Genomic DNA, 21,402 nt, shown 5'->3' with positions numbered 1-21,402 from the left:
TTGCAGGCCGATCGCTCACGCCTCGGATTTGAGCGCCTGCAGGAACGCGGTGTTCGGATGCGCGTGCGGCAGGACATCCGTCACCTCGCGCAGCGCCTGCTCGATCGGGATCCCCCGGTGTCTCGCAGCGTAGAGCGCACCAACCGCGGGCGTGCGACTGACCGCTTGCACGCAGTGCACGAGCACGGTGCGTCCCTCGGCGCGCAGGGCCGCGATGACATCGACGGTGTCCGTGAGCACGAAGTCGAGGTTGGGGTTGGCCTTCTCTGCTGGCTCGTCGATCAGCCAGACCGCAACCTTGTTCTCCGCACGGATGCGGCCGGGAACCTGTGTGCGGCCGACCCGGCAGAGCGACACGACGGCGTCGATTTCCACCGGCAGGTCACCCAGGATGCCGATCGCACCGAGCCAGACACCATCGTCGTGCGGGTGCCGCACGAAGGTGGAAATGTCGCCGGAGGTGGAGTAGGGCAGGTGATCGGCGGTAGGCCAGGTGGTGGCGGCACGGTCTTTGCGGGACCGACGGTCGAGTACGGCCACGTCGCGGCGCTTGACTGCACCAGGCTCGTTCCGGTCGGTGCTGGCCCGGTCTCGGCGCTCGGCCAGCACCGGGGACCCCGACACGCTCGACCATCGGGATCGCCCACCGTTCGCGCGGGCGGCCAGCACACCGCGGCGCACCAGTTCGTCGGCGCGCAATCCGCCCGGCCAGCCGTGCACGATGCGGCGCCAGGCGGCCGGCACCGCGGATGCGCCATAGCGCGCCCCGAGCAGCCCGCCGGCGATCGCGGCGACCGTGTCGGTGTCGCGGCCGCCGCGCACGGCGATCTCGAGGGCGTCCTGCAGGTGCCCGGCGGGGGTGGCGGAGACGGTTCCCGCGCCGGAAGCGCCACCCGGCGCGCTCCGTGGCTGAATGATCGCCGACCAGGCCGCCTGCAGCGCCTCCACGACCCAGCCGTTCCGGCTGAAGTCGGAGGGAACGCCGGCCTCGGCCACGACGAAGCGCGCCTCCCAGAGCGCGCGGCGGTCGGCGGGCAGGGCGTCAAGGCCGACCCGAACGTCGAGGGTGCCCTCGAGCACCGCGTGCCGAATGGCCAGGCACCAGAGCACGCAGGCGTCGCCGGCATCCGTTTCATAATGGGTGAGCGTGCTGATCGTGCGGGCGACGCCGGCGAGCGCCACCGGGTCGTCGAGGTAGGCGAGCGCCACGGGCGCCGTGCGCATGAGCGAACCGTTGCCGCCGCTGCGGCCGTGCCGGTCGTGATGGGCACGGGCGACGACGCGCACCGCGGATGCCGTGGGCTCGGTTCGGGAGAGCACCGCGCGCAGCTGGTTGCCCACGTCCGGTGCCGTGCGGGCCCACTCGACCCAGGCAGCCACGATCTCGTCGAGCACGGCCTCGTCGCGGAGGTCCTGACCGGCCGCGATCGCGTTGACGATCGGCACGGCCATGGAGGTGTCGTCGGTCCACTCTCCGGGAGCCCAATCGAACCCGCCGCCGCCCCTCATCGTAACCACGGCGTCGCTCGCGAGCGGCGGGCCGAACTCGTAGCCGGCGCCGAGGGCGTCGCCACAGGCCATGCCCAGCAGAACGCCGGCGGCGCGGTCCAGTTGTGCGGACGTCAGTTTCAAGCGTTTCCCCCGTGCAATCGTGCGATCGTGCAGTCAATGAAGTCGGGCTCCGGCTGGCCCGTTTTCCGGGCCCCCCGAGGCACAAACCCCCACGTCGAGCCTACGGGCGAAACGCCGCATCCGTCGCCGCCGCATTCGAGGGTCAGTGCCGGCCGTGAATCGGGGGGGTCGTTCGTTTCCCCGCCCACGGCCCTGCAGCACCTCCGCCCCTAACGAATTCGACGGAGACTTTGCCCATAAACCCTGTTTTCGGCCTCAAACCGACCCTTTCGGCAAAATCTCCGTCGAATTGGTTCAAGGCCGGGCACGGCGCTCTGAATGGGGGGGGGGCTCCTCGGGTTCTACGCCGCCGACAGCACCACGGCGGTAACCATCTGGTCCCGGCCGGAATCCTTGGCCTGGTAGAGGGCCGCGTCGGCGCGCGCGAGCCAGTCCGCCACGGTCTCGCCCGGGGAGAGTTCGGCCAGGCCGACGCTCACAGTGCAGGCCAGATCGGGCGCCAGGGCACCCCAGTGGTAGCCGCGAACGGAGGCCAGCAGGCGCTCGCACGCCTGCTCGGCACACTCCAGGGTGGTGTCGGCGAAAACGAGCAAGAACTCCTCGCCGCCCACGCGCACGGCCATATCACTGTCCCGGGTGACGGCGCGCAACAGGGTGGCCATGGCGTTCAGCACCTCGTCGCCGGTGGCGTGCCCGTGCTCGTCGTTGACCCGCTTGAAGTGGTCCATGTCGATCATGGCCACGCAGATCGGTTGCCGGGTGTCACGGGAGCGGCCCATCAGGGGCGGCAGCTGGCGGTCGAGCGCCCGGCGATTGGGCAGTCGGGTCAGCGGGTCGGTGTTCGCCTGGTGGTCCAGATCGTCGGCACGGATGCGCAGCCGTGCCGCATCGAGCTGCGACCGCTCCGCCTCGTGGCGGGCCTGCTCGATCCCCAGGGTGTTGATCAGCATCTGGGACTGGATGCCGGCCGTCTCGGTCGTGCGTTTCAGGATCAGGGCGTGCAGCTTCTCGAAGTGCCCGAGCGCCTGCTCGAACCGGCCGGACTCCTTGTGCATCTCGAACAAGGCCTGCTGCAGCTTGATGTGCAGAGCCGGATCGTCGTCGAGGGCGGCGACCAGCAGCTGGGCGTTCATCATCGCGGTTGCCCCATCGAGGTCACCCTCGGCCCTGGCCACCTCGGCCAACTGCGCGTCGTTGTTCTCCTCGAGACTGCGGAACCCGTGCGCCTTCGCCAGACGGCGGGCCCGGCCGGCCTGCTCGCGGGCCTCTTCGTGCTCGCCGAGTTCGATCAGGATGCTGACCAGGTTGGTGCGGGCGATGCTCTCGTAGAAGTTGTGCCGTTGGGCGTGGGCCACGGCCACGGCCTCCCGCACGAGCAGGAGGGCCTGCTTCAGGCCCATCTCCACGTTCATGCCCTGGGCGCTCTGCCTCTGAGCCTGGATCAGGCAGGTGTCACCGAGGTTGTTGAGACCCACGAACCGCGCCTCGGGGTCATCGATCGTGCGCGTGAGGCCCAGCGCCTGCCGCCCCAGTTCGAGCGCCCGTTCGGACTCGCCCATGCCCTCGTGCACCATCGACGAACGGCTGAGCGCCCAGAATTCGGCCAGGGCGCTGCCACTGCCGCGGGCCGTCTCCACTGCCGCGAGCACGTGGCGCAGCGCCGGTTCGTAGAGCCCCGTGTCGCTGTAGGCCAGCACCAGGGTGCAGTGCACCTTGGACTGCCGCAGCAGATCGCCGGTGCCGTCCAGGAACTCCAGCGCCAACAGTCCCTGCTGAACGGACGCCTCATAGTCGCCCAGTCGCAGCCGATGCAGCGCCAGCAGTTCACGGGCCTGCGCCTGCTGCAGCAGCGTCGCGCCGGCCCGGGCCAGCACCGCCTCGGCCTGCCCGACACCGTCGAGATGGCTCCCGCTCGCGCTCAATCGCTCGCAGTCGGCGAGGAGGTCGTCGATCGAGGATTCTGGCGCTGGTTCTGGCGCTGGTTCTGGCGCTGGTTCTGGCGCTGGTTCTGGCGCTGGTTCTGGCGCCGGCGCTGCGTGAGGCGCTGCTGGTCGTGGCAGGTCGATGGCCGGTTGTCCCCCTGAGTCTTGTGCGGCATCCTGGTCTGAATGCATGTTCAGTCCCCCAACTGTTCGTGCTCAGACTGAACCTAGCAGTCGGCCTGCCTCAAAAACCCGGTTCTCGAGGGCATCGACGATGGCCCTCTGCCCCAAAACGAGGCGCACGCACGCCGACCCGCGGGGCACTCAGGGTGCCGACCTAGGATGAGTTCATGACCGACCTCGCCGCTCCCCCTGTTTCCGACGCCCAGCGCCTGACCGTGTTCGGGGCGGAGTGGTGCGGCGACTGCCGCCGCTCGAAGAAACTGCTCGATACGCTGAACGTCGACTACGATTACGTCGACCTCCTGCTCGTGGGGGACGGCGCCGACCGTGCCCACGCGATCAGCGGCCGCACCCAGATCCCGGTGATCCTGTTCCCGGACGGCACCCACGTGGTGGAGCCCAGCGATTCGACTCTGCACGCGAAGTTGACCCAGCTCGGCAGCATCCGCTAACCGGCTCGCTCGCCCTCTCCGCAGCGGGGGCCGGCTCGCCTGCCCGAGTGCCCGCGCCCGATTCAGGGGAAGTAGTCGGCGAGCACGCGCGCGGTCACGAGCGCGAGCTTGCGGTCGAGCCTCTCATACAGGGGCATCAGTGCCGTGGCGCCCGAGGTCGTGTGCACCACCCCGGCAGAGTCGAAGATCGCGATCGGCTCGAGGTCGCGCAGCAGCGCCCAGAACGGCTGGTAGAAGTACACGCTGCGACCGCCCGCCTCGAACTCATCGAGGGTCATCGCGACATACTCGGCCCGCGCCCGAACGGTGGAGGGAAAGTCGCGGAAGAACTCGCATCCGGGGTTTTCTGGATCTTCGTCGTGCAGCATGGGCGCCGGAACCGCGTACCACTCGTACCGGTCGTTGGTCGCGGTGGCCAGCGCGCTGGCGATCACCCGGTAGGTCAGCGCCCGGGCGGACGTGGCCGGTGTGGTCTTCGGGATGCCGAGTCCGGTCGCCACCTCGATACGCTTGACGATCGTGTGCGGGTTGAGCGTGGCCAGCATCTGGATCCAGCTGATTTTCTGCACCACCCCGTTGACCAGGAATTTGCAGCCGCCCTCGAGGTCCCACTGCACGCTCATGCCGTCCTGCTCGTCATGCACGATCAGGAGGCGGTCGGCCTCGTCGACCTCCACCCCGGAGATGCGGAGATGCGGATGCCGCCGCACCAGTTCGCTCGCGATCCACCACATCTGGGCGGTGAGGAAGCGGTCCGCCGGCGGGTGGTAGACCTCGTAGCCGTCGACCTCGCTCTCGCTGACGCCGCCGCTGTCGCCACCGCTATCACCGCTGTCGCCGCTGTCGTCACCGCTGCCGCCGCCGCTTTCGCCGTCACGGCCGGGCAGAAAATTCTCGCCGGAATCGTTTGACTCTGCATCACTCATAGTCGCGTCCCTCCACTCGATGCGGCTCTGCCCGCTCATCATCGTCGATCCGGGCCCCGAGCGAAACTCCCCGTTCGAGGTCGGTCGGCGCACGGGGTTCCTGCACAGCCGGACCCGTGCGGTGATTCTGCACACGCTGCGTCGGCCCCGAGGTCCCGACCCCGGCCCGCGCCTACGGTACCGGCATGACCATCGCCGCGAGCCGTTCCCGTTCCCGTCACCGCTTCTCCGCCGATTCCGTGGGCGCCTACCTGCACGAGATCGGCCGTGTGCCGCTCCTGACCAAGACGGATGAGATCGAGCTCGCCCAGCGCATCGAGGTCGGGCTGCTCGCAGCGGAGAGACTCTCACGGCTTTGGCCGGGTGCTTCCGGCGAGGGGGCCGCCGACCTCGGGGAGGAGCTCCGCTGGCTCGCGGCCGACGGCGGGCGGGCCATGAATCACCTGATCTGCGCGAATCTCCGGCTGGTGGTGTCCGTGGCCCGGCACTTTACCGGCCGCGGGCTCGACCTCCTCGACCTGATCCAGGAAGGCAATCTCGGCCTGATCCGGGCGGCCCCGCGTTTCGACCACACCCGCGGTTTCAAGTTCTCGACCTATGCCACCTGGTGGATCCGCCAGAGCATTCAACGCGCGATGGCCGACCAGGCCCGAACCATCCGTCTCCCGGCCTACCAGGTCGAGGCGCTCACCGCCCTCAACCAGGTGCAGCACCGGCTGCGGCAGCAGTTCGGCCGCGACGGCACCATCGCGGAACTCGGCCAGGCCAGCGGGCTCACCACGCAACAGATCCTGACGCTGCGGAACCGCACCGGCCAGCCGCGGTCGATCGACGCCCCGGTCTGGGCCGACCTCGGCAGCGGCCTCGAGAACGTGCCCTTCGGCGACACCATTGCGGATGTCGCGGCGCTCGACCCGTGCGACGCCGCCGGCCGCACCCTCCTGCTGGAGCGCCTCGCCTGCCACCTCTCCCTCCTGCCCGACCGCGAAGCCAGCGTCCTGAGCATGCGGTACGGCCTTGGCGGCGACATCCCGAAGCCCCGGCGGGAGATCGGAGCGCACTTCGGTGTGTCCTACGACCGGGTGCGGCAGATCGAGCTGCAGGCCCTGGCCCGGCTGCGGTCTCCGTTGGCCTCCGGGCGGGTTCCCGGGGCGCGGGTCAGCGCCAGCGCGGAGACGGCGGAACGGGGCGGCGGCAGAATCGCGGCAGCATCCGTTTCTCGAAGTGCTTGACGGCGAATCCTCCGCGAGCGTAGCTTCAAACTGTTGCCCCGGACCCCGGCGACCGCACCGGAAAAGCCGACTGAGGGGGTTCGATGTTTGGGAACGCGGGTGCACAACCGCCGAAGGATGTCGACGGCCGGGATTTGATCTCCGAGGCGTCGTGCTCGGTTCCGCCGGGGCTGGCGTGTCCCGCTGAGAGCAGCATCTCCCTGGCGAACGACGATTCGGTCGGGAACTGGCTCGAGGACTTGCCGGAGCGTTCCTGGGATGTCGGCCCGGGAGAGTAGTCCCGTCGGCCCGGCCCGAGGCGGCCCGAGCGGCGCATTCGCCCTCGCGCGGGAGCTGCACGTGCCTGGGAATGAATCCACAGAAACATGTGTTTGCATAGAAGTCGGCATCACGCCGGACTGCGCAGCTCAGAAAGCGCATGCCAGACTCGACGCCAACAGCACACCGACCAGCTTCCCGCCAGAAAGGGACCCCGTGACTCCGCACACCTCCGGACTGCACCACGTCACCGCGATTGCCGGTGCACCGCAGCGCAACATCGACTTCTACGTGACCGGCCTCGGCCTGCGGCTCGTAAAGAAAACGGTTAACTTCGACGACCCCGGCACCTACCACCTCTATTACGGGGATGACGCGGGCCGCCCGGGTTCGCTGCTCACCTTCTTCCCCTGGACGGGCATCTCCAGCGGGCGCCCCGGCTCGGGCCAGTCCACGTCCACCGCTTTCTCGGTGCCGGCCGGCAGCCTCGGCTGGTGGGCCGGCCACTTCAGGCAACTCGGCGTCGAATCCGAATTCGTGCGCCGCTCCGCCGACGAGGAACGCCTCTCCCTGCGTGACCCCGACGGCCTGCAGCTGGACCTCGTGGCCTCGTCGACGGTTGATCCGCGCAATCCGTGGGACTCGGCATCTGTGCCCGCCGAGTACGCGGTGCGCGGCCAGCATTCCTCGGTGCTCACCGTCGCCGACCCGACCGGCACCGTCGAGATGCTCACCCGCGACCTCGGCATGCACGTGATCGAGGAGACAACCGACCGCATCCGGGTGGGTGCCGGCGACGGAGCCCCCGGCAACATCGTGGACATCCTCGCCGACCCGAACGGGCAGGTCGGCCTGACCGCCGGCGGCAGCGTGCACCACATCGCGTTCCGGGTGCCGGACAAGACCACGCAGGAGCAGTGGCGCCAGGAACTCGTCGCGCGCGGCTACGGCGTGACGGCGATCCTCGACCGGCAGTACTTCACGTCGATCTATTTTCGCGAGCCCGGCGGCGTCTTGTTCGAGATCGCGACGGACACCCCCGGCTTCGACATCGACGAGCCACTGCTGGAACTGGGCCGCTCGCTCAAGCTGCCGCCGTGGCTCGAGCCCAGCCGGGACCAGATCGAGCGCGCCGTCGTTCCGATCACCCTGCCGAGCGAGAACAACCCGGCCCTCGTCGCGGAGAAGTAGGACCCTCGATGACCGAGCAACGCGACTCCCCACAGACCGATCTCGACTGGGTGCACGTTTTCCGGGCGGGTTCGCCGACGGCATCCGGCGACTCGGGCCCGCCCGGCTCAGACCCCACGGATGTCTCCGCCCCCGTGCTGTTGATGCTGCACGGCACCGGCGGCGATGAGCAGGAGATCCTCACCCTTGCCGACGCGCTCGACCCCGGCGCGACCGTGCTCGCCCCGCGCGGTCGGGTCACCGAGGGCGGCATGCTGCGCTGGTTCCGCCGCCTCTCCGAGGGCGTGTTCGATGTCGAGGACGTGGTGCTGCGGGCCGGCGAACTGGCCGGTTTCATCGCCCGGGCCCGGCAGCACTACGACCTCGGCGGGCGCCGCATTATCGCCGTGGGCTTCTCCAACGGGGCCAACATCGCCCTGGCCACGGCCCTGCTGCACCCCGACGTTCTCGACCGGGTCGTCGCGTTTTCCGGCATGTTCCCGCTCGACGATCGCGCGCTCGCCACGGACCTCGCCGACACGACGGTGCTGATGCTCAACGGACGCTCCGACTTGATGGCCCCGCTCGCGAGCGCCGACCGGGCCGTCGCCACCCTCATCGGGCGCGGCGCCCAGGTCGACCGCGAGCTGCGCGACGGAGGTCACGGCATCGCCGCCACGGATGTCGCCGCCGCCCGAGCCTGGCTGGCCCGCCCCATGCAGACCCGCGCGTAGGCGTGCCGTGAGGGAGCAGCCCGTCGGGCCGGGCCTCGATTTCGAGTATCGAACGCAGCGACAGCGCGTGCTCTTCGGCACCGGGCGGGCCGGCGAGCTGCTCGGCGAGGTGCTCGGCAAGGTGCTCGGCGAGCAGCCGGCCACGGTGCAGGCCGGCGGCACCGTGCAGGCCGGCGGCACCGGCACCGGCACGGCGAGCGTGATCGCTACGGCGGGCACCTTGAGCGCCAGCGGCACCCCCGGCGCCCCGCGCGTGATGGTGATCGCGACCCGGCGGGAACTGGAGCGGTCCGCGGCGGTGCTCGCCGGCATCCGTTCGGTGCTGGTGTTCGATGAGGTCGTGCAGCACGTTCCGGCGGAGTCGGCCGAGCGCGCCCATCGGGCGGCCCAGGCGGCTCGCGTCGACGTGATCGTTGCCCTCGGCGGCGGGTCGGCGATCGGGTTGGCCAAGATTCTCGCGTTGCGCAGCGAGCGGACCGGCGGACTGCCGATCGTGGCGGTGCCCACCACCTATTCCGGTTCGGAGGCCACCGCGGTCTGGGGGCTGGTCGAAAACGGGGTGAAGACCACCGGGTTCGATCTGAGGGTCCTGCCCGGCACCGTGATCTACGACGCCGACCTCACGCTGTCCCTCCCTCGCGAGCTGAGCGTGTCCAGCGCGCTGAACGCCCTCGCCCACGGCGTCGACGCCTTCTGGGCCCCGGGCGCGAACCCGGTCAGCGCGCTGCTCGCCGCTGAGGGAATCCGGATGCTGGCCCACGCCCTACCGCGAATCGCCGTGGCTCCCGGGGTCGGCCCGCACACCGCGGAGGCGGCCGGCTCGGACACATCGGGGAGCGATCCGGTTCTGGGGGGCGGCGGCATCCACGGAGCCCTGGCCGCCCGGAAGGATGCCCTCTATGGCGCGTATCTGTCGGCGAGCGCGTTCTCCAGCGCCGGTTCGGGCCTGCATCACACGATCTGTCACGTGCTGGGCGGGACTTTTGGGCTGCCGCACGCGCAGACGCACGCCATCGTGCTGCCGCATGTGGTCGCCCTCAACGCGCCCGCCGCCACCGAGGCCGAGGCGCGGATAGCCGCCGCCCTGGGCTCGCGCACCGCCGTCGAAGGGTTACTCGCCCTGCGGGACAGCCTGCACGCACCGACTGCGCTGCGGGACTTCGGGTTTCAGGAGTCGGACATCGCCCGGGCCGTGGCACTGGTCCTGCCGGCCGTTCCCGCGTCGAACCCGCGCGCGGTCACCCCCGACGACCTGACTCTGCTGCTGCGGAATGCCTGGTCCGGCGCCGCCCCGGGCGGGCGCTAGCCGCTGGGCGGGCGGCGCGGCCGGGCGGTGTGGGCGGTCTCCTCGGGCGGTCTGCTCAGGCCGTCTCCTCGGGCCGCGTTCCGATCACTCAGCGGTCCGTCTCGTCCGCGAACCGCCCAGCGTCGCCGTTTCTGCCCAATGACGCCGCTCTACCGGCGACGCTGGGCAGCAACGGCGACTCTCAGCGCAGCAGCGGGTCTCTGGCGCCGAAACCGACACGTGCGGTCGAGTGTCACGAGGGAGTGGCCCCGCCGACGCCAACACGCACCCCGCAGGCCCCGCCCGCCGCTCCCATTTGCCGCAGACACCTGCCGCGCTAGGCTGCCAGCGGAAAAAAGGGAGACACGATGAGCAACACGGAAAGCGGCGGCGGGGCCGAGCGGTACAACACCAACCAGAACGGGTCCGAGCAGAGCATGGTTCCCGTCGAACGGACCCCCGCGGAGGCCACCGACCGCCTCTCGCGGAAGTTCGTGCAGGAATCGAGGCTGCGCATCCTTCGGAGCACGGCCGCCGTCGCCCGGTCCGAAGTCGACGCGCTGGCTGCCGTGCACCTCGACCCCGACACCCTCGAGGACCTGCTCGACACGGCCAGCCCGCGGGCGGCCGCACGATTGCGCACATCCGAGCACGAGATCAGCGTGCGCGTCGCCGACGCCCGTGAGAAGGCGGAAGCGGCCGAGGCCGCATACGAGCAGGCCGTGCTCGACGACTTCGACGAGGCCGAGCGCTAACCACACCGAACACGTCACACGAAGACGGATGCCGCGCATTGGCATCCGTCTTCTGCTGCCGCCTCTCGCCCGCGACAAAGCGCCCTCTGCCGCCGCGCCCCTCCGACGGCGTGTCCCTAGTCCGGCGCATCCCTCCTACGCCGTGTCGTGGTCCCGCTCCGCCTGCGCGATTCGGCCCACCGTTTTGAGGAAGCTGTCCGGGTTGAGCGAGATGGAGTCGATGCCCTCCTCCACCAGAAAGGCCGCGAAGTCGGGGTAGTTGCTCGGCGCCTGCCCGCAAATGCCGATCTTGATCCCGGCGGCGTGGGCCTTCTGAATGGCCTCGCGGATCATCTGCTTCACGGCGTCATCGCGTTCGTCGAAGAGGGCGGCGAGGTCCTCGGCGTCGCGGTCGACGCCCAGCACCAGCTGGGTAAGGTCGTTGGAGCCGATCGAGAAGCCGTCGAACCGGGTGGCGAAACGCTCCGCCAGGATCACATTGGCCGGAATCTCACACATCATGTAGATCTGTAGCCCGGACTCGCCGCGCACCAGCCCGTTCTCCGCCATCACCGCGAGCACACGGTCGGCCTCGGTCACGGTGCGGCAGAACGGCACCATCACGATCACGTTGTCGAAGCCGATCTTCTCCCGCACCTGCTTTATCGCCCGGCACTCGAGGGCGAAGCCCTCCCGGTAGCGCTCGTCATAGTAGCGGGAGGCGCCACGGAAGCCGAGCATCGGGTTCTCCTCCGAGTGCTCGAAGACCGACCCGCCGATCAGGTGCGCATATTCGTTGGTCTTGAAATCGCTCATCCGCACGATCACGGGGTCAGGATGATACGGCGCGGTCAGCTTCGCGATACCGAGTGCGAGCGTTTGCACGAAGTATTCCTTCGGGTCCATATATCCCCGGGTGAGCTCCTCGATCTGACGGATGGCGGCCCGGTCGGTGACCCGCTCCGGGTGAACGAGCGCCATCGGGTGGATCTTGATCAGGTTGTTGATGATGAATTCCATCCGGGCCAGCCCCACGCCGTCGGCAGGCAACCGCCACCACTCGAAGGCGGCGGCCGGGCTGGCGATATTGACCATGACCTTGGTGCGGGTTTTCGGCACGGTGCCAAGGTCGATCTCCTCGGTTTCGAAAGCCAGCTTGCCCTCGAAAACGTAGCCCTCGTCGCCCTCGGCGCAGGAGATCGTGATCATCTGGCCATCCGTGAGCGTGTCGGTTGCCATCCCGGTGCCGACGACGGCCGGCACGCCCAGCTCGCGGCTGACGATCGCGGCGTGGCTGGTGGGACCGCCGTGGTCGGTGACGATGCCGGCCGCGCGGGTCATGATCGGCACCCAGTCCGGATCGGTCATCTCGGTGACCAGGATGGCGCCGTCGACGAACTTCTCGATGTCGGCGGGGTCCTTGATCACGCAGGCCACGCCGCTCGCGATGCTGTCGCCGATCGCGACCCCGGTCACCAGCAGCGGCCCCGTCTCGGTCCGGGTACTCACCGTGAACCGGGTGCCGCTCGCCTGCGAGTGCACGGTCTCCGGGCGCGCCTGCACCAAGAACAGTTCGCGGGTCAGGCCGTCTTTGGCCCATTCCATGTCCATCGGCCGGCCGTAGTGGTTCTCCACGATCACGGCCCAACGGCCCAGTTTCACGATCTCCGCGTCGGTCAGCACGAACGCCTGTCGCTCCCGATCGGGGGTGTCGATGGTGCGGGTGCGGGCGCTGCCGCCCTTGGCGTAGACCATCTTGCGGGCCTTCTCGCCGAGAGTTTTCTCAATGATGGGCGTGCAGTCGGGCTGGTCGAGCAGCGCCTTGAACACCAGATATTTGTCGGGATTGACCGTGCCCTGCACCACCGTTTCGCCGAGCCCCCAGGCGGCGCTGATCACGGCCACGCCCGGAAAGCCGGTGTCGGTGTCGATGGAGAACATCACCCCGGAGCCGCCGACGTCGGCTCGGATCATCTGTTGCACGCCGATCGAGAGCGCCACCTCGAGGTGGTCGAATTTCTTGACCTCGCGGTAACTGATCGCCCGGTCGGTGAAGAGCGAGGCGTAGCAGCGGCGGCAGGCGTCGAGCAGATCGCGCTCGCCCGTCACGTTGAGGAACGTCTCCTGCTGACCGGCGAAGCTGGCGTCGGGCAGGTCTTCGGCGGTGGCGCTGCTGCGCACGGCCACGGGCAGGTTCGGATGCCCGGCCTTCTCCGACAGTTCCCGATACGAGGCACGGATGCCGTCGGCAATGTCCGCGGGAAACTCACCCCCCAGGAACAGTTCGCGCAGGGCCTCGCCCGTGACGCGCAGCGAGGCGCGGCCGTCGTGGAACAGGTCGAGCTGGCGCCGCAGTGCCGGCTCGATCCCGTTCGCCGCGATGAACGCGCGATAGGCGTTCGCGGTCGTCGCGAATCCGTCGGGCACCTTCACGCCATCGTCGCTGAGGGCACGGACCATCTCGCCCAGCGACGCGTTCTTGCCGCCGACCTGCGGAATGTCACCCAGTCCGATCTCGTTGAACCACACCACACTGCTCTCGAGCATTGTTCTTCCACCCCTCTGTGAGTTCTGCGACCCGGTGATCTACGGCCCTGCGGCTCTACGGCCCTGCGGCCGCGTGGCCGCGTGGCCGCGTGTCACGCGGATTGCGCCACGTGATGGCAACCTACTCCCCCCGAAAGTGTCTCCGGCTCGTTGAACCGCGCCCCGAACGAATTCGACGGAGATTTTGCCAAAATCCATCCCAAGCACACCGGAAAGCCGCATTTTCGCCAGAATCTCCGTCGAATTGGTTCGACGTCGAGCATCCGTGCTTGCCAGGCTGGGCAGGCCTGCGGGCTCGCGGGAACGACAGTTCCGGTCGAGTTCGGCCCGCAGACCTGTCGCACTCGACCGAAGGTGTCGAGCTCGGCAGCGGATGGCCAGAGCCGCACCGCACCACCGCCGCACCACACCACTGCCGCACCGCACCACACCACCGCCGCACCGCACCGCCGCCGGCACCACCGCCGCACCACCGCACCACCGCACCACCGCCGGCACTGTCAGTGGCTCCTGAGACTCTGAAGTACTCCCCACGAGGGAGCCTCAACCAGGAGGTACAGATGACTGATCCCAACTACACCGCTCTGCTTCTCGTGATCGACCGGAGCGGCTCGATGTCCGGCATCCGTGACGACATGGTCGGCGGCCTGACCGCGATGCTTGCCGCACAGGCCGCCGAGCCGGGCCTGCTCACCGTGGATATCGTGACCTTCGACGACGAAATCGAGCACACCCACACCCTCGCCGACCCGAGCGATATCGCCGTCGAGCTCGACCCGCGCGGCATGACGGCGCTGCACGATGCGATCGGCATCGCCGTCACGGAGTTCGGCGAGACGCTGCGGGTGCTGCCCGAGCACGCGCGTCCCGGCACCGTGCAGGTCGTGGTCGTGACCGACGGCGGCGAGAACTCGAGCAGCGAATACTCCGCGGATGCCGTGCGCGCGCTGATCAACCGGCAGACCGAATCGTACAGCTGGGACTTCGTGTTCCTCGGCGCCAACCAGGACGCCGTGCTCACCGGGGCCGCACTCGGCTTCGACTCCGCCAGCTCCATGACCTTCGCTGCCGCGTCGGGTGAGGTCGCCGCGATGAGCGCGAACCTCGGTCGCTACGTGACGGATGTGCGCAAGAAGGAGAAGCGCGGCTTCACCTTCGAGGAGCGCATCGAAGCCGGAGGTGATGGCGTGTAGGCAACGATTGGGTGAAGTTCAGGAGGCCGGAACCCCTGTTGGCGGAGTGCGTGAAAACTGCCCCTAGTCTCGGATTCAGACAGATTCGATTCGTTGGAAGCGGTCCCGTGGGGCGTGCGATGGTGTGCGTGGAGGACGCCCGCTTGCCGTGGGACCGGGGGCTCTATTCGGGGTGAAGTCGGCCCTGATAGGCCCTGCCGGCGCGAAGAAACCCGACGTGTAGCGTCGGGGACCGCTCCCACAGTGGCCCTGTCCCAGACCCGCATCGTGCGGGACTGGCGACAGGTAGTACCACCATGTTCCACTTCTACGAATCATCCGTCGGCACTTCCCCAGCCCGCGCATCCACGGCCCGGGAGCGGGTTCTGGCACTGCTTGTCGTCGTCGCCGTGGTCGGCGTCGGCAGCGCCGGACTGGGCGGAGCGGCCGTCGCCGGCTCACTCCCCCAGAGTCCGGTCGAGCTCGGCACAGCGGACTCCTTCGCGATCCTGTCGAAGACCGGCGTGACGAACGTCTACGCATCCGCAGTCAACGGCAACGTCGGGGCCAGCCCGATCACCGGCGACGCGGTGCTGCTGACCTGCCCTGAGGTCATGACCGGCACCATTTCACTGTCGACGCCGCCGGTCCGCCGTGCGCGGTGACGGACCCGAGCTTCCTGAGGACATCCGTCGGTGACATGGAAATCGCCTATTCAGACGCGGCGGGGCGCACGAACCCTGACTTCATCGACCTTGGTGCCGGCGAAATCGGCGGTCTCACGCTCAAGCCCGACCTCCACAAGTGGAACACCGACGTAACCATCTCCAGTGATGTGCGCCTCACCGGCGGCCCGGACGACGTCTTCGTGTTCCAGATCGCCGGCAACATCGACCTGGCCTCGGCCAAGAACGTGACCCTGGTCGGCGGAGTGCAGGCCAAGAACGTGTACTGGCAGACCGCCGGTGCAGTTTCGGTCGGCACCACCGCGCACTTCGAGGGCACGATCCTGAGCAAGACCATGATCGCGATGAAGACCGGCGCGTCGATCACCGGCCGGTTGCTGGCCCAGACCGCCGTCACGTTGCAGAGCAACTCTGTGACGAAGCCGGCCCTGTAACCACCGGTCGGCCGTATTCGGGAACCGGTTCGGCGGCATCCGTCGTCGCCCGATTCTCGGGCACCAGTCCACAGCCGCCCGCGCGAGTGTGGCCAACTCAGGAGAAACCGCCACCGCGGCCGAAACTTTCCCGCGTTTCCGGGGCTGCCGGGCAGCATCCGCCCGCATCTCCTGAGTTAGCCACGAACGCACCGGCTCCGCTCACGACGGATGCCGATGGGCGGCTCACGGGCGGCGTCGGAACCCCGCGCGGGGTTTACGCCGCTGCGCTGGAGGCGCGCCACGGGCGCAGCGGCGCAGCACCCGCGCAGCAGCGCAGCAGCACCGGCAGCACCAGCGCAGCAGCAGCGCAGGTTGAACAGTCCGAGCACGAGCCTGGGCGCGGTGACCCGCCTGGTCAGCGGCGGGGCCGCCACAACCTTCCAGCCTCGGCGATCGGAGCGGCGAAGAGGCCCGGTTGACCGGGAGAGGCCCGGTTGACCGGGAGGGGCCCGGCGTGCACGGAGGTGCTCGGCGGCGGGTTCTGTTACCGGTCCTTGATTCTGCATATGTGCGGTTCAGTGCCTGCGTCGGTGCAGTCCTTGAGAGTGGTGTTCCCGGGTGAGTCAGTCGTTCTCGGTTCGGCGAGCCGGGCTTCTCAGCGCGGGCCGTGCCAGGGTGTGAAACAAGCATGCGATCGGGAACCGAACCCGAATCGATTCCCGATCGCACTGCCAGATCAGGACGAGATCCCTAATCTCGCCCGGCTTCCACCGTTGCAGTCGTGCGCCTACCCAAGGGGACGACAAAACGGAGGTGTGTCCACCGCGCCACGAGACGACAGAGACGAGGCTGAACGGCCGCATCTGGTGTCGGCCTCGAGGGAGGTGAGGTTCATCTGGGGCGGTTCCTTTTCATTCGGTAGGCCGGCTGACCCGAGGGTTCCGTGCCTTTGCGACCCCGCCTCACGACGGGTGTGCCCTTGCGATTGACGTGAAGGTGACCGTCACTCCAGCGACCAGTCGGTCACCTGAAAGAAACCTATCAGCCAGGTTCGGCGCGCAACCGGCGAGGCTAAAACTTTCGCCGCTCGAGGGCCCCCCAAATCGAGGGGTGCGTCCGGCACAGACTCGGGGTGACGGATGCCGAAGCGCGCTTTCCCGGCGCCGAACTCCTAGCAACGGGCGAAGGCCCGGGCTAACGTTGCAGTCGTGGGCGGAGCCGCTCACACTGCTCTGTTGTAGTGCTAAGAGGGGGGTCTCCATGACGGTCACCACAGGCGGTACCTACGTCGCCGCGGCAAAAACAATCGCCACAACCGCACATCTGGGCCAGGTCGACAAGCTCGGCACCGCCTACATCGACCATCCCCGTCGCGTTTCCGAGCGCCTCAACGATCCCCTCGAGCAGGCCACCGCCTGGCTGCACGATGTGCTCGAAGACTCGAACATCACCCGCCACGACCTGCTCAAAGCGGGCATCCCGGGCGGTGTGGTCGAGGCCGTCACGGTGCTCACCAGAACGGATGCCGTCAGCGACGCCGACTACTACGCCGGCATTCGCGCCAACCCGATCGCTCTCGCCGTGAAGCGCGCCGACATCGCCGACAACCTGGAGCCCTGGCGGGTGGAACAGTTGGACGCGAGCGCGCAGAAGAGGCTCGCGGTGAAATACGGGTCGGCGCTGGCGGCGCTGGGTTAGGCCGGCTCGGGGCTCCCTGCTGCGGTCGAACCACGCTGCGGTCGACTCACGCTGCGGGTTGACCCCTGCTGCGGGTTGACCCGCGTCGGCCTCCGTGCCGTCATCCAACACCGTTTCCAGAGTGCCGGTGACGCAGTGACCCCAGTGCACCAGCGGGTGGGAATCCGTCCGGACGATGGGCTTGATGCAGTCCGTCCAGGTCGAGGCCTAGGCTTCCATGTCGTCGTGGGTGACGATGCGGCCCAGCTCGATGCCGCCATCCGGGAGCTGCCAGAAGTGCATTCGGCGCGCGGCGGGGGTGTTCTGCTCGATCGAGACGCGCATGCAGCGGGCGCCGTCCCAGCGCAGCAGGTGCGGGTCGGCCGGCCCTGCGCCCTGGCGCAGCGCGTGCAGGTGCCGCCCCTTGAGGGTCTTCACCCGGCCGGTGAGCACGTCGACGGATGCCTTGAACGCCTTGGCCAGCTGGCCGTCGTCGAGCCCGGCGAGAGATTCGGTGAACCGCTCCCCCAGCACGTAACTGTGCGGCAGCTTCCATTCCTCGCGGTCCGATTCCGGAACCCGGTCGACCCAGGCGAGGAGGATCTCATGCCGCACCCAGCCGGAGGGTTCCTCCCAGGCGGCTCGCCGCGACTCGTATTCGCTGACCGCGGAGTGGGTGGGGACGGTGCGGCGGGATTCGCGCAGCATCCGTCGTTGGGCCCGCTGGTCGTCGCGCAGCTCCGCGACCGTGTGGCGCAGGGTGGCGAGTTCGACGAGGGCATCGCGCAGTTGCAACTGTGCGGAGCGGGCCTGCTCGCGCAGTTTGGCGAGGTCGGAATCGGTGGCGCCGGCCTCGGAAAGCTGGTTCTCGAGACGCACGATGCGGGACTTCGCCTCGGCGAGGGACAGCTGGGTCGATTGCAGCGCGGAGTGTGGCGCGGGAATGGGCGTGGGCGTGACCCGGAACGGGGTGGCCCCCGTTGTAACCGGACGCAGGGCGTGCACGCGGCCCGGCCCCGGCGATGGGCGCGGGTGAAGGCGGTCCGATGTCGGGCCTGCTGTGATCAGGACCGTGACCCCGGAGACGCCGGCCGCATCGAACACCCCGGCAGCACCGGAAACGCCGGAACCACCGGAAATGCCGATACGGGCGACCCCCGCGGCGCGGCGGGCCGATGCGGAGGCACCCACGAGCGCGGACTGGCTGTCGAGTTCGACCACTGCGGCGGCGCCTGCGTCTTCCTCGACCTGAGGCAGCAGCGGACGATTTTCCTGCAGCCAGGGAGGTCCATTCCGCACGGCACACAGCGACGGCAGAACGGTTTCGTCGTCGTCGACGTCGCTCAGGCACAGGTGCAGGGCGCCGCTCGGCAGGTGGATGACCCGGGCCGCCACGACGTCACCCTCGGAGAGCAGGGCATCGACCTTGTCAAGCGAGTTGGCCGAGATATCGGCCCGGGTGATCGTGAGCGCCAGGTGCGGGTGCAGGGCCAGAACCGCCCGCTGCGCACTGACTTTCTGCACCAGAGCGAGCGTGATGCTGCCGTGCGGGTAGCGCTTCGCGATCGTGGCCACGGAGGGCGGCTTGATCTCGACATTGAGACGATGGGTGGGTGCGTCGAGCGCGCCCTGGATGCGCTGACCGGTCTGCAAAGTCCAGTCGAGGGGTACCGGCGGGTAGGTCAGCTCCTGCCAGACGGTGGCCATGCCGCCGCCGTCGAGTTCGACCAGGGCCCGGGAACCGCCCAGCATGAACCCCTTGACGGTGCCGTCCACGGTGATGACGGATGCCGGGGCGAGCGCGAAGAGGCCGGCCTGATGCGCGTGGGCGAGGGCATCCGTCACCAGCTGATCGGTGGCGTGTTGCGGGTCGCCGTGCGTGAACCGAAGCCGGGAACGGGCCAGGTCGGCGAACGCGTCGCCGACGGGGAAGGAACGGCCGGCGCTGCCGTAGACCTGGAACTGGGCCGGGAGCAGATCGCCGAGCTGGCGGGTGAGCTCGCCCGTCTCGATCAGGAAGACGCGCGCGACGTCGCCGATCTGGCCGGCGAGTTGGTCGATTCCGATTTCGGGCAGGCTGGTGCCGAACGGCGACGACACCACAACCCAAGGACGATCTCGGCCCGCATCGTGCAGACCGTTGGCGAGTTGTTGCACCGCGACGCTGGTCTCCACGCGGATGTACACCACTGACTCCCCTTCCAGCCTTCGTGAGAGGCTGTGTGACGAGGGTACGCCTGTCGCCTGTGAGAATGACCCCGAGCGTTAAGGTTCAGGGTGTAGGAAGCCCGAAATCATGTTTTTTCCGATGGTCTCACGGGGTCTCTCACGGGGTCTGTCGCGGGGGTTGTCGCGGGGGTTCACGGGGACGCGAGTATCCCCACGACCAACGTCATCGCCGAGTTCAGCACGATGAAGGCGGCCACCGCTGCCACCGCCAGCTCGAGCGGCAACAGCACCGTGCGCTGCAGAGCGGCGGCGCGCACCTCGGAGTCGAGCCGAGAGAAACTTTCGATCAGGCCCTCGCCGGAACCCAGCGGCACATCGATCCACATGTCGGGGTCGTCGAGCAGTTCAATGACGCGCAGACGATCCGCCGGGCCCAGCACGATCGGCAGGGACGTCAGCCACGGAACGAGCTCGGCGGCATCGAGAACCGTCACCGGCACCGGCGCTGACCGCACGTCGATGCTGCGCGCACCGACGAGGACGACCAGGGGAATCACGGGAATCGGGAGCGGACGGCGGTCTTCCAGCAGCGTCGTGACCCGTTCCGCCTCGAATTTCGCGTGACGCAGGTAGGGCACCGGCCGACTGTCGACCAGAACGCTGCGTTCCTCCACGAGCACGCGCTGGCGGCGGTGCTGTTTGGTGTTGATGGTGATGACGCCGCCGGGGCCCACCAGCACGTGGTCGATGTCCCAGCCGTGTCCGCCGATCGGCAGCGCGTGGAAGACCGCCCACTCCGGCGACAACGTCGCCAACTTTTCGCCGACCACGATCTCGCCCTGGGCGCCCAGGTACCAGCCCTCACAGTTCACGCCGAGCGGGGAACGCCCCAGAAACCGGGCCCACAGGGTTCGTGGAGGAGTGCCGCTCTGCTCGCGCAGCAGCTTTTCGATCATGAATTGGGCCGCGAAGCGCTGGCGCATTCTGGTACTTTCCAACGTCATCTTTTCTGATCCCCCACCGTCGATTGTAACGGCTCACCCCAACGGGTGGCACTCCCTTTGGGGACGGGCCCGAACCGGCCACCTACGATGGTCGGATGGTAAACAACATGAAGGTCGTGCAAACTCAGCTCGGGCTGCTCGAAACCCACATCAACACGATCAAAGAGGATGCCGCGACACCCCGCGGGGTGGAGGAGTCTCTGGTGGCCATCTGCACCGCGCTCGACGCGCTGACGGACGAGGTCCGCCGCCGCCTGCCCGAGTAGGCCCCCGCTTCGGGAGCGTCGTTCTGGCTCAGGCCGTCGCGAGCGCGGCTTCGATGAGCCGGAACACGACGTAACCGGCCGCGATGGCGCCCGCCGCGGCGAACAGGACCCACAGCATCCGTCGGATGCCGGCCGATCGCACCCGCGTATCGAGCGCCGTGAACCGCTCGCGCACATCATCGGGGGTGGTGTCCGGCAGCACGTGCCACACGTGCGGGCTGTCGAGAAGGTCCGCCACCTCCTGCACCTCACCGGCCGACAGCACGGGGTGGAGCCTGACCAGCCACCGGCGCAGTTCGTCCGCGTCGAGCACTTTGACCTGCTCGGGCTTCTGCTCGATGGTGAGCAGCCGAGGGTCTACGAACACGATCACGGGCTGCACGGGCGCGACCAGCGGCATCCGTTCTCGCACCAGGCTCGTGACGCGCTCGGCCTCGGATGCGGCGTTGTGCAAATACGGCACGGACTCGCCGTCGACCCGCAGTGTGTCCCGAGCGACACGGATGTCATTGCTCGGGTGGTGCTTCGTGGTGATCGTGAAGATTCCGCCGGGTCCGACCACGAGGTGGTCGATCTCGGCGGTCGCGGAGCCGACGGGCACGGCGCGCAACGCCGTCCACTCGGGTGGGAGCGTCGCCAGGATGGAGCCCACCACAATCTCTCCTTTGGCCCCGAGATACCAGGACATGCTGTCAGCGCCGTGCGGGGATAGACCGAAGAACCCCGCGAACCGCGACCGTCGGGGCACGCTCCCCTGAACCCGCAGCAGCTGCTCGGTGACTGACAGCGCCGCGAGGCTCTCCTGCATCGTGGCACTGTCCACCGTCATCGCAATCCCCTTTGCTGACTCGAATCTAGCGACTCGGGACGGGGAGCACGCAGTCCCCGAAGGGGGGTGTCGACGGCGTGGCGACTGGCGCACCGGGTTCGCCCGCGA

General features: G+C 68.7%; 19 protein-coding genes and 1 riboswitch. Of the genes, 11 read left to right on the top strand and 8 right to left on the bottom strand.

Annotated elements, in window-relative coordinates; genetic code table 11:
* Positions 1-15: 15 nt before the first annotated feature.
* From E3O47_RS16635 to E3O47_RS16070, 3 genes are all read right to left on the bottom strand, one after another.
* On the bottom strand, positions 16-1,632 hold the full coding sequence (locus tag E3O47_RS16635; protein WP_241973076.1) for an ADP-ribosylglycohydrolase family protein: 1,617 nt from the start codon (positions 1,630-1,632) through the stop codon (positions 16-18).
* Positions 1,633-1,973: 341 nt separating this feature from the next.
* Complete coding sequence (locus E3O47_RS13445) at positions 1,974-3,554, bottom strand: GGDEF domain-containing protein (protein ID WP_134342783.1); 1,581 nt, start codon at positions 3,552-3,554, stop codon at positions 1,974-1,976.
* On the bottom strand, positions 3,551-3,730 hold the full coding sequence (locus tag E3O47_RS16070) for a hypothetical protein (RefSeq protein ID WP_166785400.1): 180 nt from the start codon (positions 3,728-3,730) through the stop codon (positions 3,551-3,553). Before E3O47_RS16070 ends, E3O47_RS13445 begins: the two co-directional genes overlap by 4 nt.
* 174 nt (positions 3,731-3,904) lie before the next feature.
* Here E3O47_RS16070 and E3O47_RS13440 point away from each other — a divergent pair, with 174 nt between their 5' ends.
* Entirely contained in the window at positions 3,905-4,189 is a 285-nt protein-coding gene (locus tag E3O47_RS13440; protein WP_134374113.1) for a glutaredoxin family protein, read from the top strand.
* A 62-nt stretch (positions 4,190-4,251) separates the two neighbouring features.
* Here the strand turns inward: E3O47_RS13440 and E3O47_RS13435 are convergent, their stop codons facing one another.
* Entirely contained in the window at positions 4,252-5,115 is an 864-nt protein-coding gene (locus tag E3O47_RS13435) for a hypothetical protein (protein WP_134420860.1), read from the bottom strand.
* A 185-nt stretch (positions 5,116-5,300) separates the two neighbouring features.
* On the opposite strand from E3O47_RS13435, the gene E3O47_RS13430 reads away from it, so the two are divergent.
* The 5 genes from E3O47_RS13430 (at position 5,301) to E3O47_RS13410 (ending at position 10,549) form a co-directional block, all read left to right on the top strand.
* Complete coding sequence (locus tag E3O47_RS13430) at positions 5,301-6,347, top strand: sigma-70 family RNA polymerase sigma factor (protein ID WP_134420858.1); 1,047 nt, start codon at positions 5,301-5,303, stop codon at positions 6,345-6,347.
* Between the two features lie 474 nt (positions 6,348-6,821).
* The gene (locus E3O47_RS13425; RefSeq protein ID WP_134420856.1) at positions 6,822-7,796 is read left to right on the top strand and encodes a ring-cleaving dioxygenase; all 975 of its coding nucleotides are present in this window, start codon (positions 6,822-6,824) and stop codon (positions 7,794-7,796) included.
* An 8-nt stretch (positions 7,797-7,804) separates the two neighbouring features.
* A complete protein-coding gene (locus E3O47_RS13420; protein ID WP_134420854.1) occupies positions 7,805-8,509 on the top strand; it encodes an alpha/beta hydrolase in 705 nt (234 codons plus the stop codon).
* Positions 8,510-8,516: 7 nt separating this feature from the next.
* Positions 8,517-9,815, top strand: coding sequence for a maleylacetate reductase (locus E3O47_RS13415; RefSeq protein ID WP_241986209.1), 1,299 nt, complete (start codon positions 8,517-8,519; stop codon positions 9,813-9,815).
* Positions 9,816-10,162: 347 nt separating this feature from the next.
* Positions 10,163-10,549: a hypothetical protein gene (locus E3O47_RS13410; protein WP_134420852.1), complete on the top strand. Its 387-nt coding sequence runs from the start codon at positions 10,163-10,165 to the stop codon at positions 10,547-10,549.
* A gap of 135 nt (positions 10,550-10,684) precedes the next feature.
* Here E3O47_RS13410 and ppsA read toward each other — a convergent pair whose 3' ends face one another.
* Positions 10,685-13,075: a phosphoenolpyruvate synthase gene (ppsA, locus tag E3O47_RS13405; protein ID WP_134420850.1), complete on the bottom strand. Its 2,391-nt coding sequence runs from the start codon at positions 13,073-13,075 to the stop codon at positions 10,685-10,687.
* Positions 13,076-13,635: 560 nt separating this feature from the next.
* Here ppsA and E3O47_RS16065 point away from each other — a divergent pair.
* The 4 genes from E3O47_RS16065 to E3O47_RS13390 all read left to right on the top strand — a co-directional run bounded on the left by E3O47_RS16065 (position 13,636) and on the right by E3O47_RS13390 (position 17,047).
* A complete protein-coding gene (locus E3O47_RS16065; RefSeq protein WP_166785399.1) occupies positions 13,636-14,268 on the top strand; it encodes a vWA domain-containing protein in 633 nt (210 codons plus the stop codon).
* Between the two features lie 296 nt (positions 14,269-14,564).
* Complete coding sequence (locus E3O47_RS16275) at positions 14,565-14,912, top strand: hypothetical protein (protein ID WP_198418036.1); 348 nt, start codon at positions 14,565-14,567, stop codon at positions 14,910-14,912.
* A gap of 35 nt (positions 14,913-14,947) precedes the next feature.
* On the top strand, positions 14,948-15,367 hold the full coding sequence (locus E3O47_RS16270) for an ice-binding family protein (protein WP_198418035.1): 420 nt from the start codon (positions 14,948-14,950) through the stop codon (positions 15,365-15,367).
* A gap of 896 nt (positions 15,368-16,263) precedes the next feature.
* Positions 16,264-16,337: riboswitch (cyclic di-GMP riboswitch) on the bottom strand.
* A 272-nt stretch (positions 16,338-16,609) separates the two neighbouring features.
* Complete coding sequence (locus tag E3O47_RS13390) at positions 16,610-17,047, top strand: phosphohydrolase (RefSeq protein ID WP_134342162.1); 438 nt, start codon at positions 16,610-16,612, stop codon at positions 17,045-17,047.
* Positions 17,048-17,254: 207 nt separating this feature from the next.
* On the opposite strand, the gene E3O47_RS13385 is transcribed toward E3O47_RS13390, so the two are convergent.
* Entirely contained in the window at positions 17,255-19,216 is a 1,962-nt protein-coding gene (locus tag E3O47_RS13385; protein ID WP_134342163.1) for a hypothetical protein, read from the bottom strand.
* Positions 19,217-19,386: 170 nt separating this feature from the next.
* Positions 19,387-20,178, bottom strand: coding sequence for a nuclease-related domain-containing protein (locus tag E3O47_RS13380; RefSeq protein WP_166784811.1), 792 nt, complete (start codon positions 20,176-20,178; stop codon positions 19,387-19,389).
* Positions 20,179-20,294: 116 nt separating this feature from the next.
* Between E3O47_RS13380 and E3O47_RS16060 the strand changes: the two genes are divergently transcribed.
* The gene (locus tag E3O47_RS16060; protein WP_166784810.1) at positions 20,295-20,465 is read left to right on the top strand and encodes a hypothetical protein; all 171 of its coding nucleotides are present in this window, start codon (positions 20,295-20,297) and stop codon (positions 20,463-20,465) included.
* 28 nt (positions 20,466-20,493) lie between these two features.
* Here E3O47_RS16060 and E3O47_RS13375 read toward each other — a convergent pair whose 3' ends face one another.
* Positions 20,494-21,294: a nuclease-related domain-containing protein gene (locus tag E3O47_RS13375; RefSeq protein ID WP_134401111.1), complete on the bottom strand. Its 801-nt coding sequence runs from the start codon at positions 21,292-21,294 to the stop codon at positions 20,494-20,496.
* Positions 21,295-21,402 lie beyond the last annotated feature (108 nt).

The sequence above is a fragment of the Cryobacterium sp. TMT2-17-1 genome, from assembly GCF_004402765.1.
Classification (GTDB): domain Bacteria; phylum Actinomycetota; class Actinomycetes; order Actinomycetales; family Microbacteriaceae; genus Cryobacterium; species Cryobacterium sandaracinum.
The sequence above is the reverse complement of the archived record's forward strand: the minus strand, read 5'-3'. Positions and strand labels throughout refer to the sequence as shown.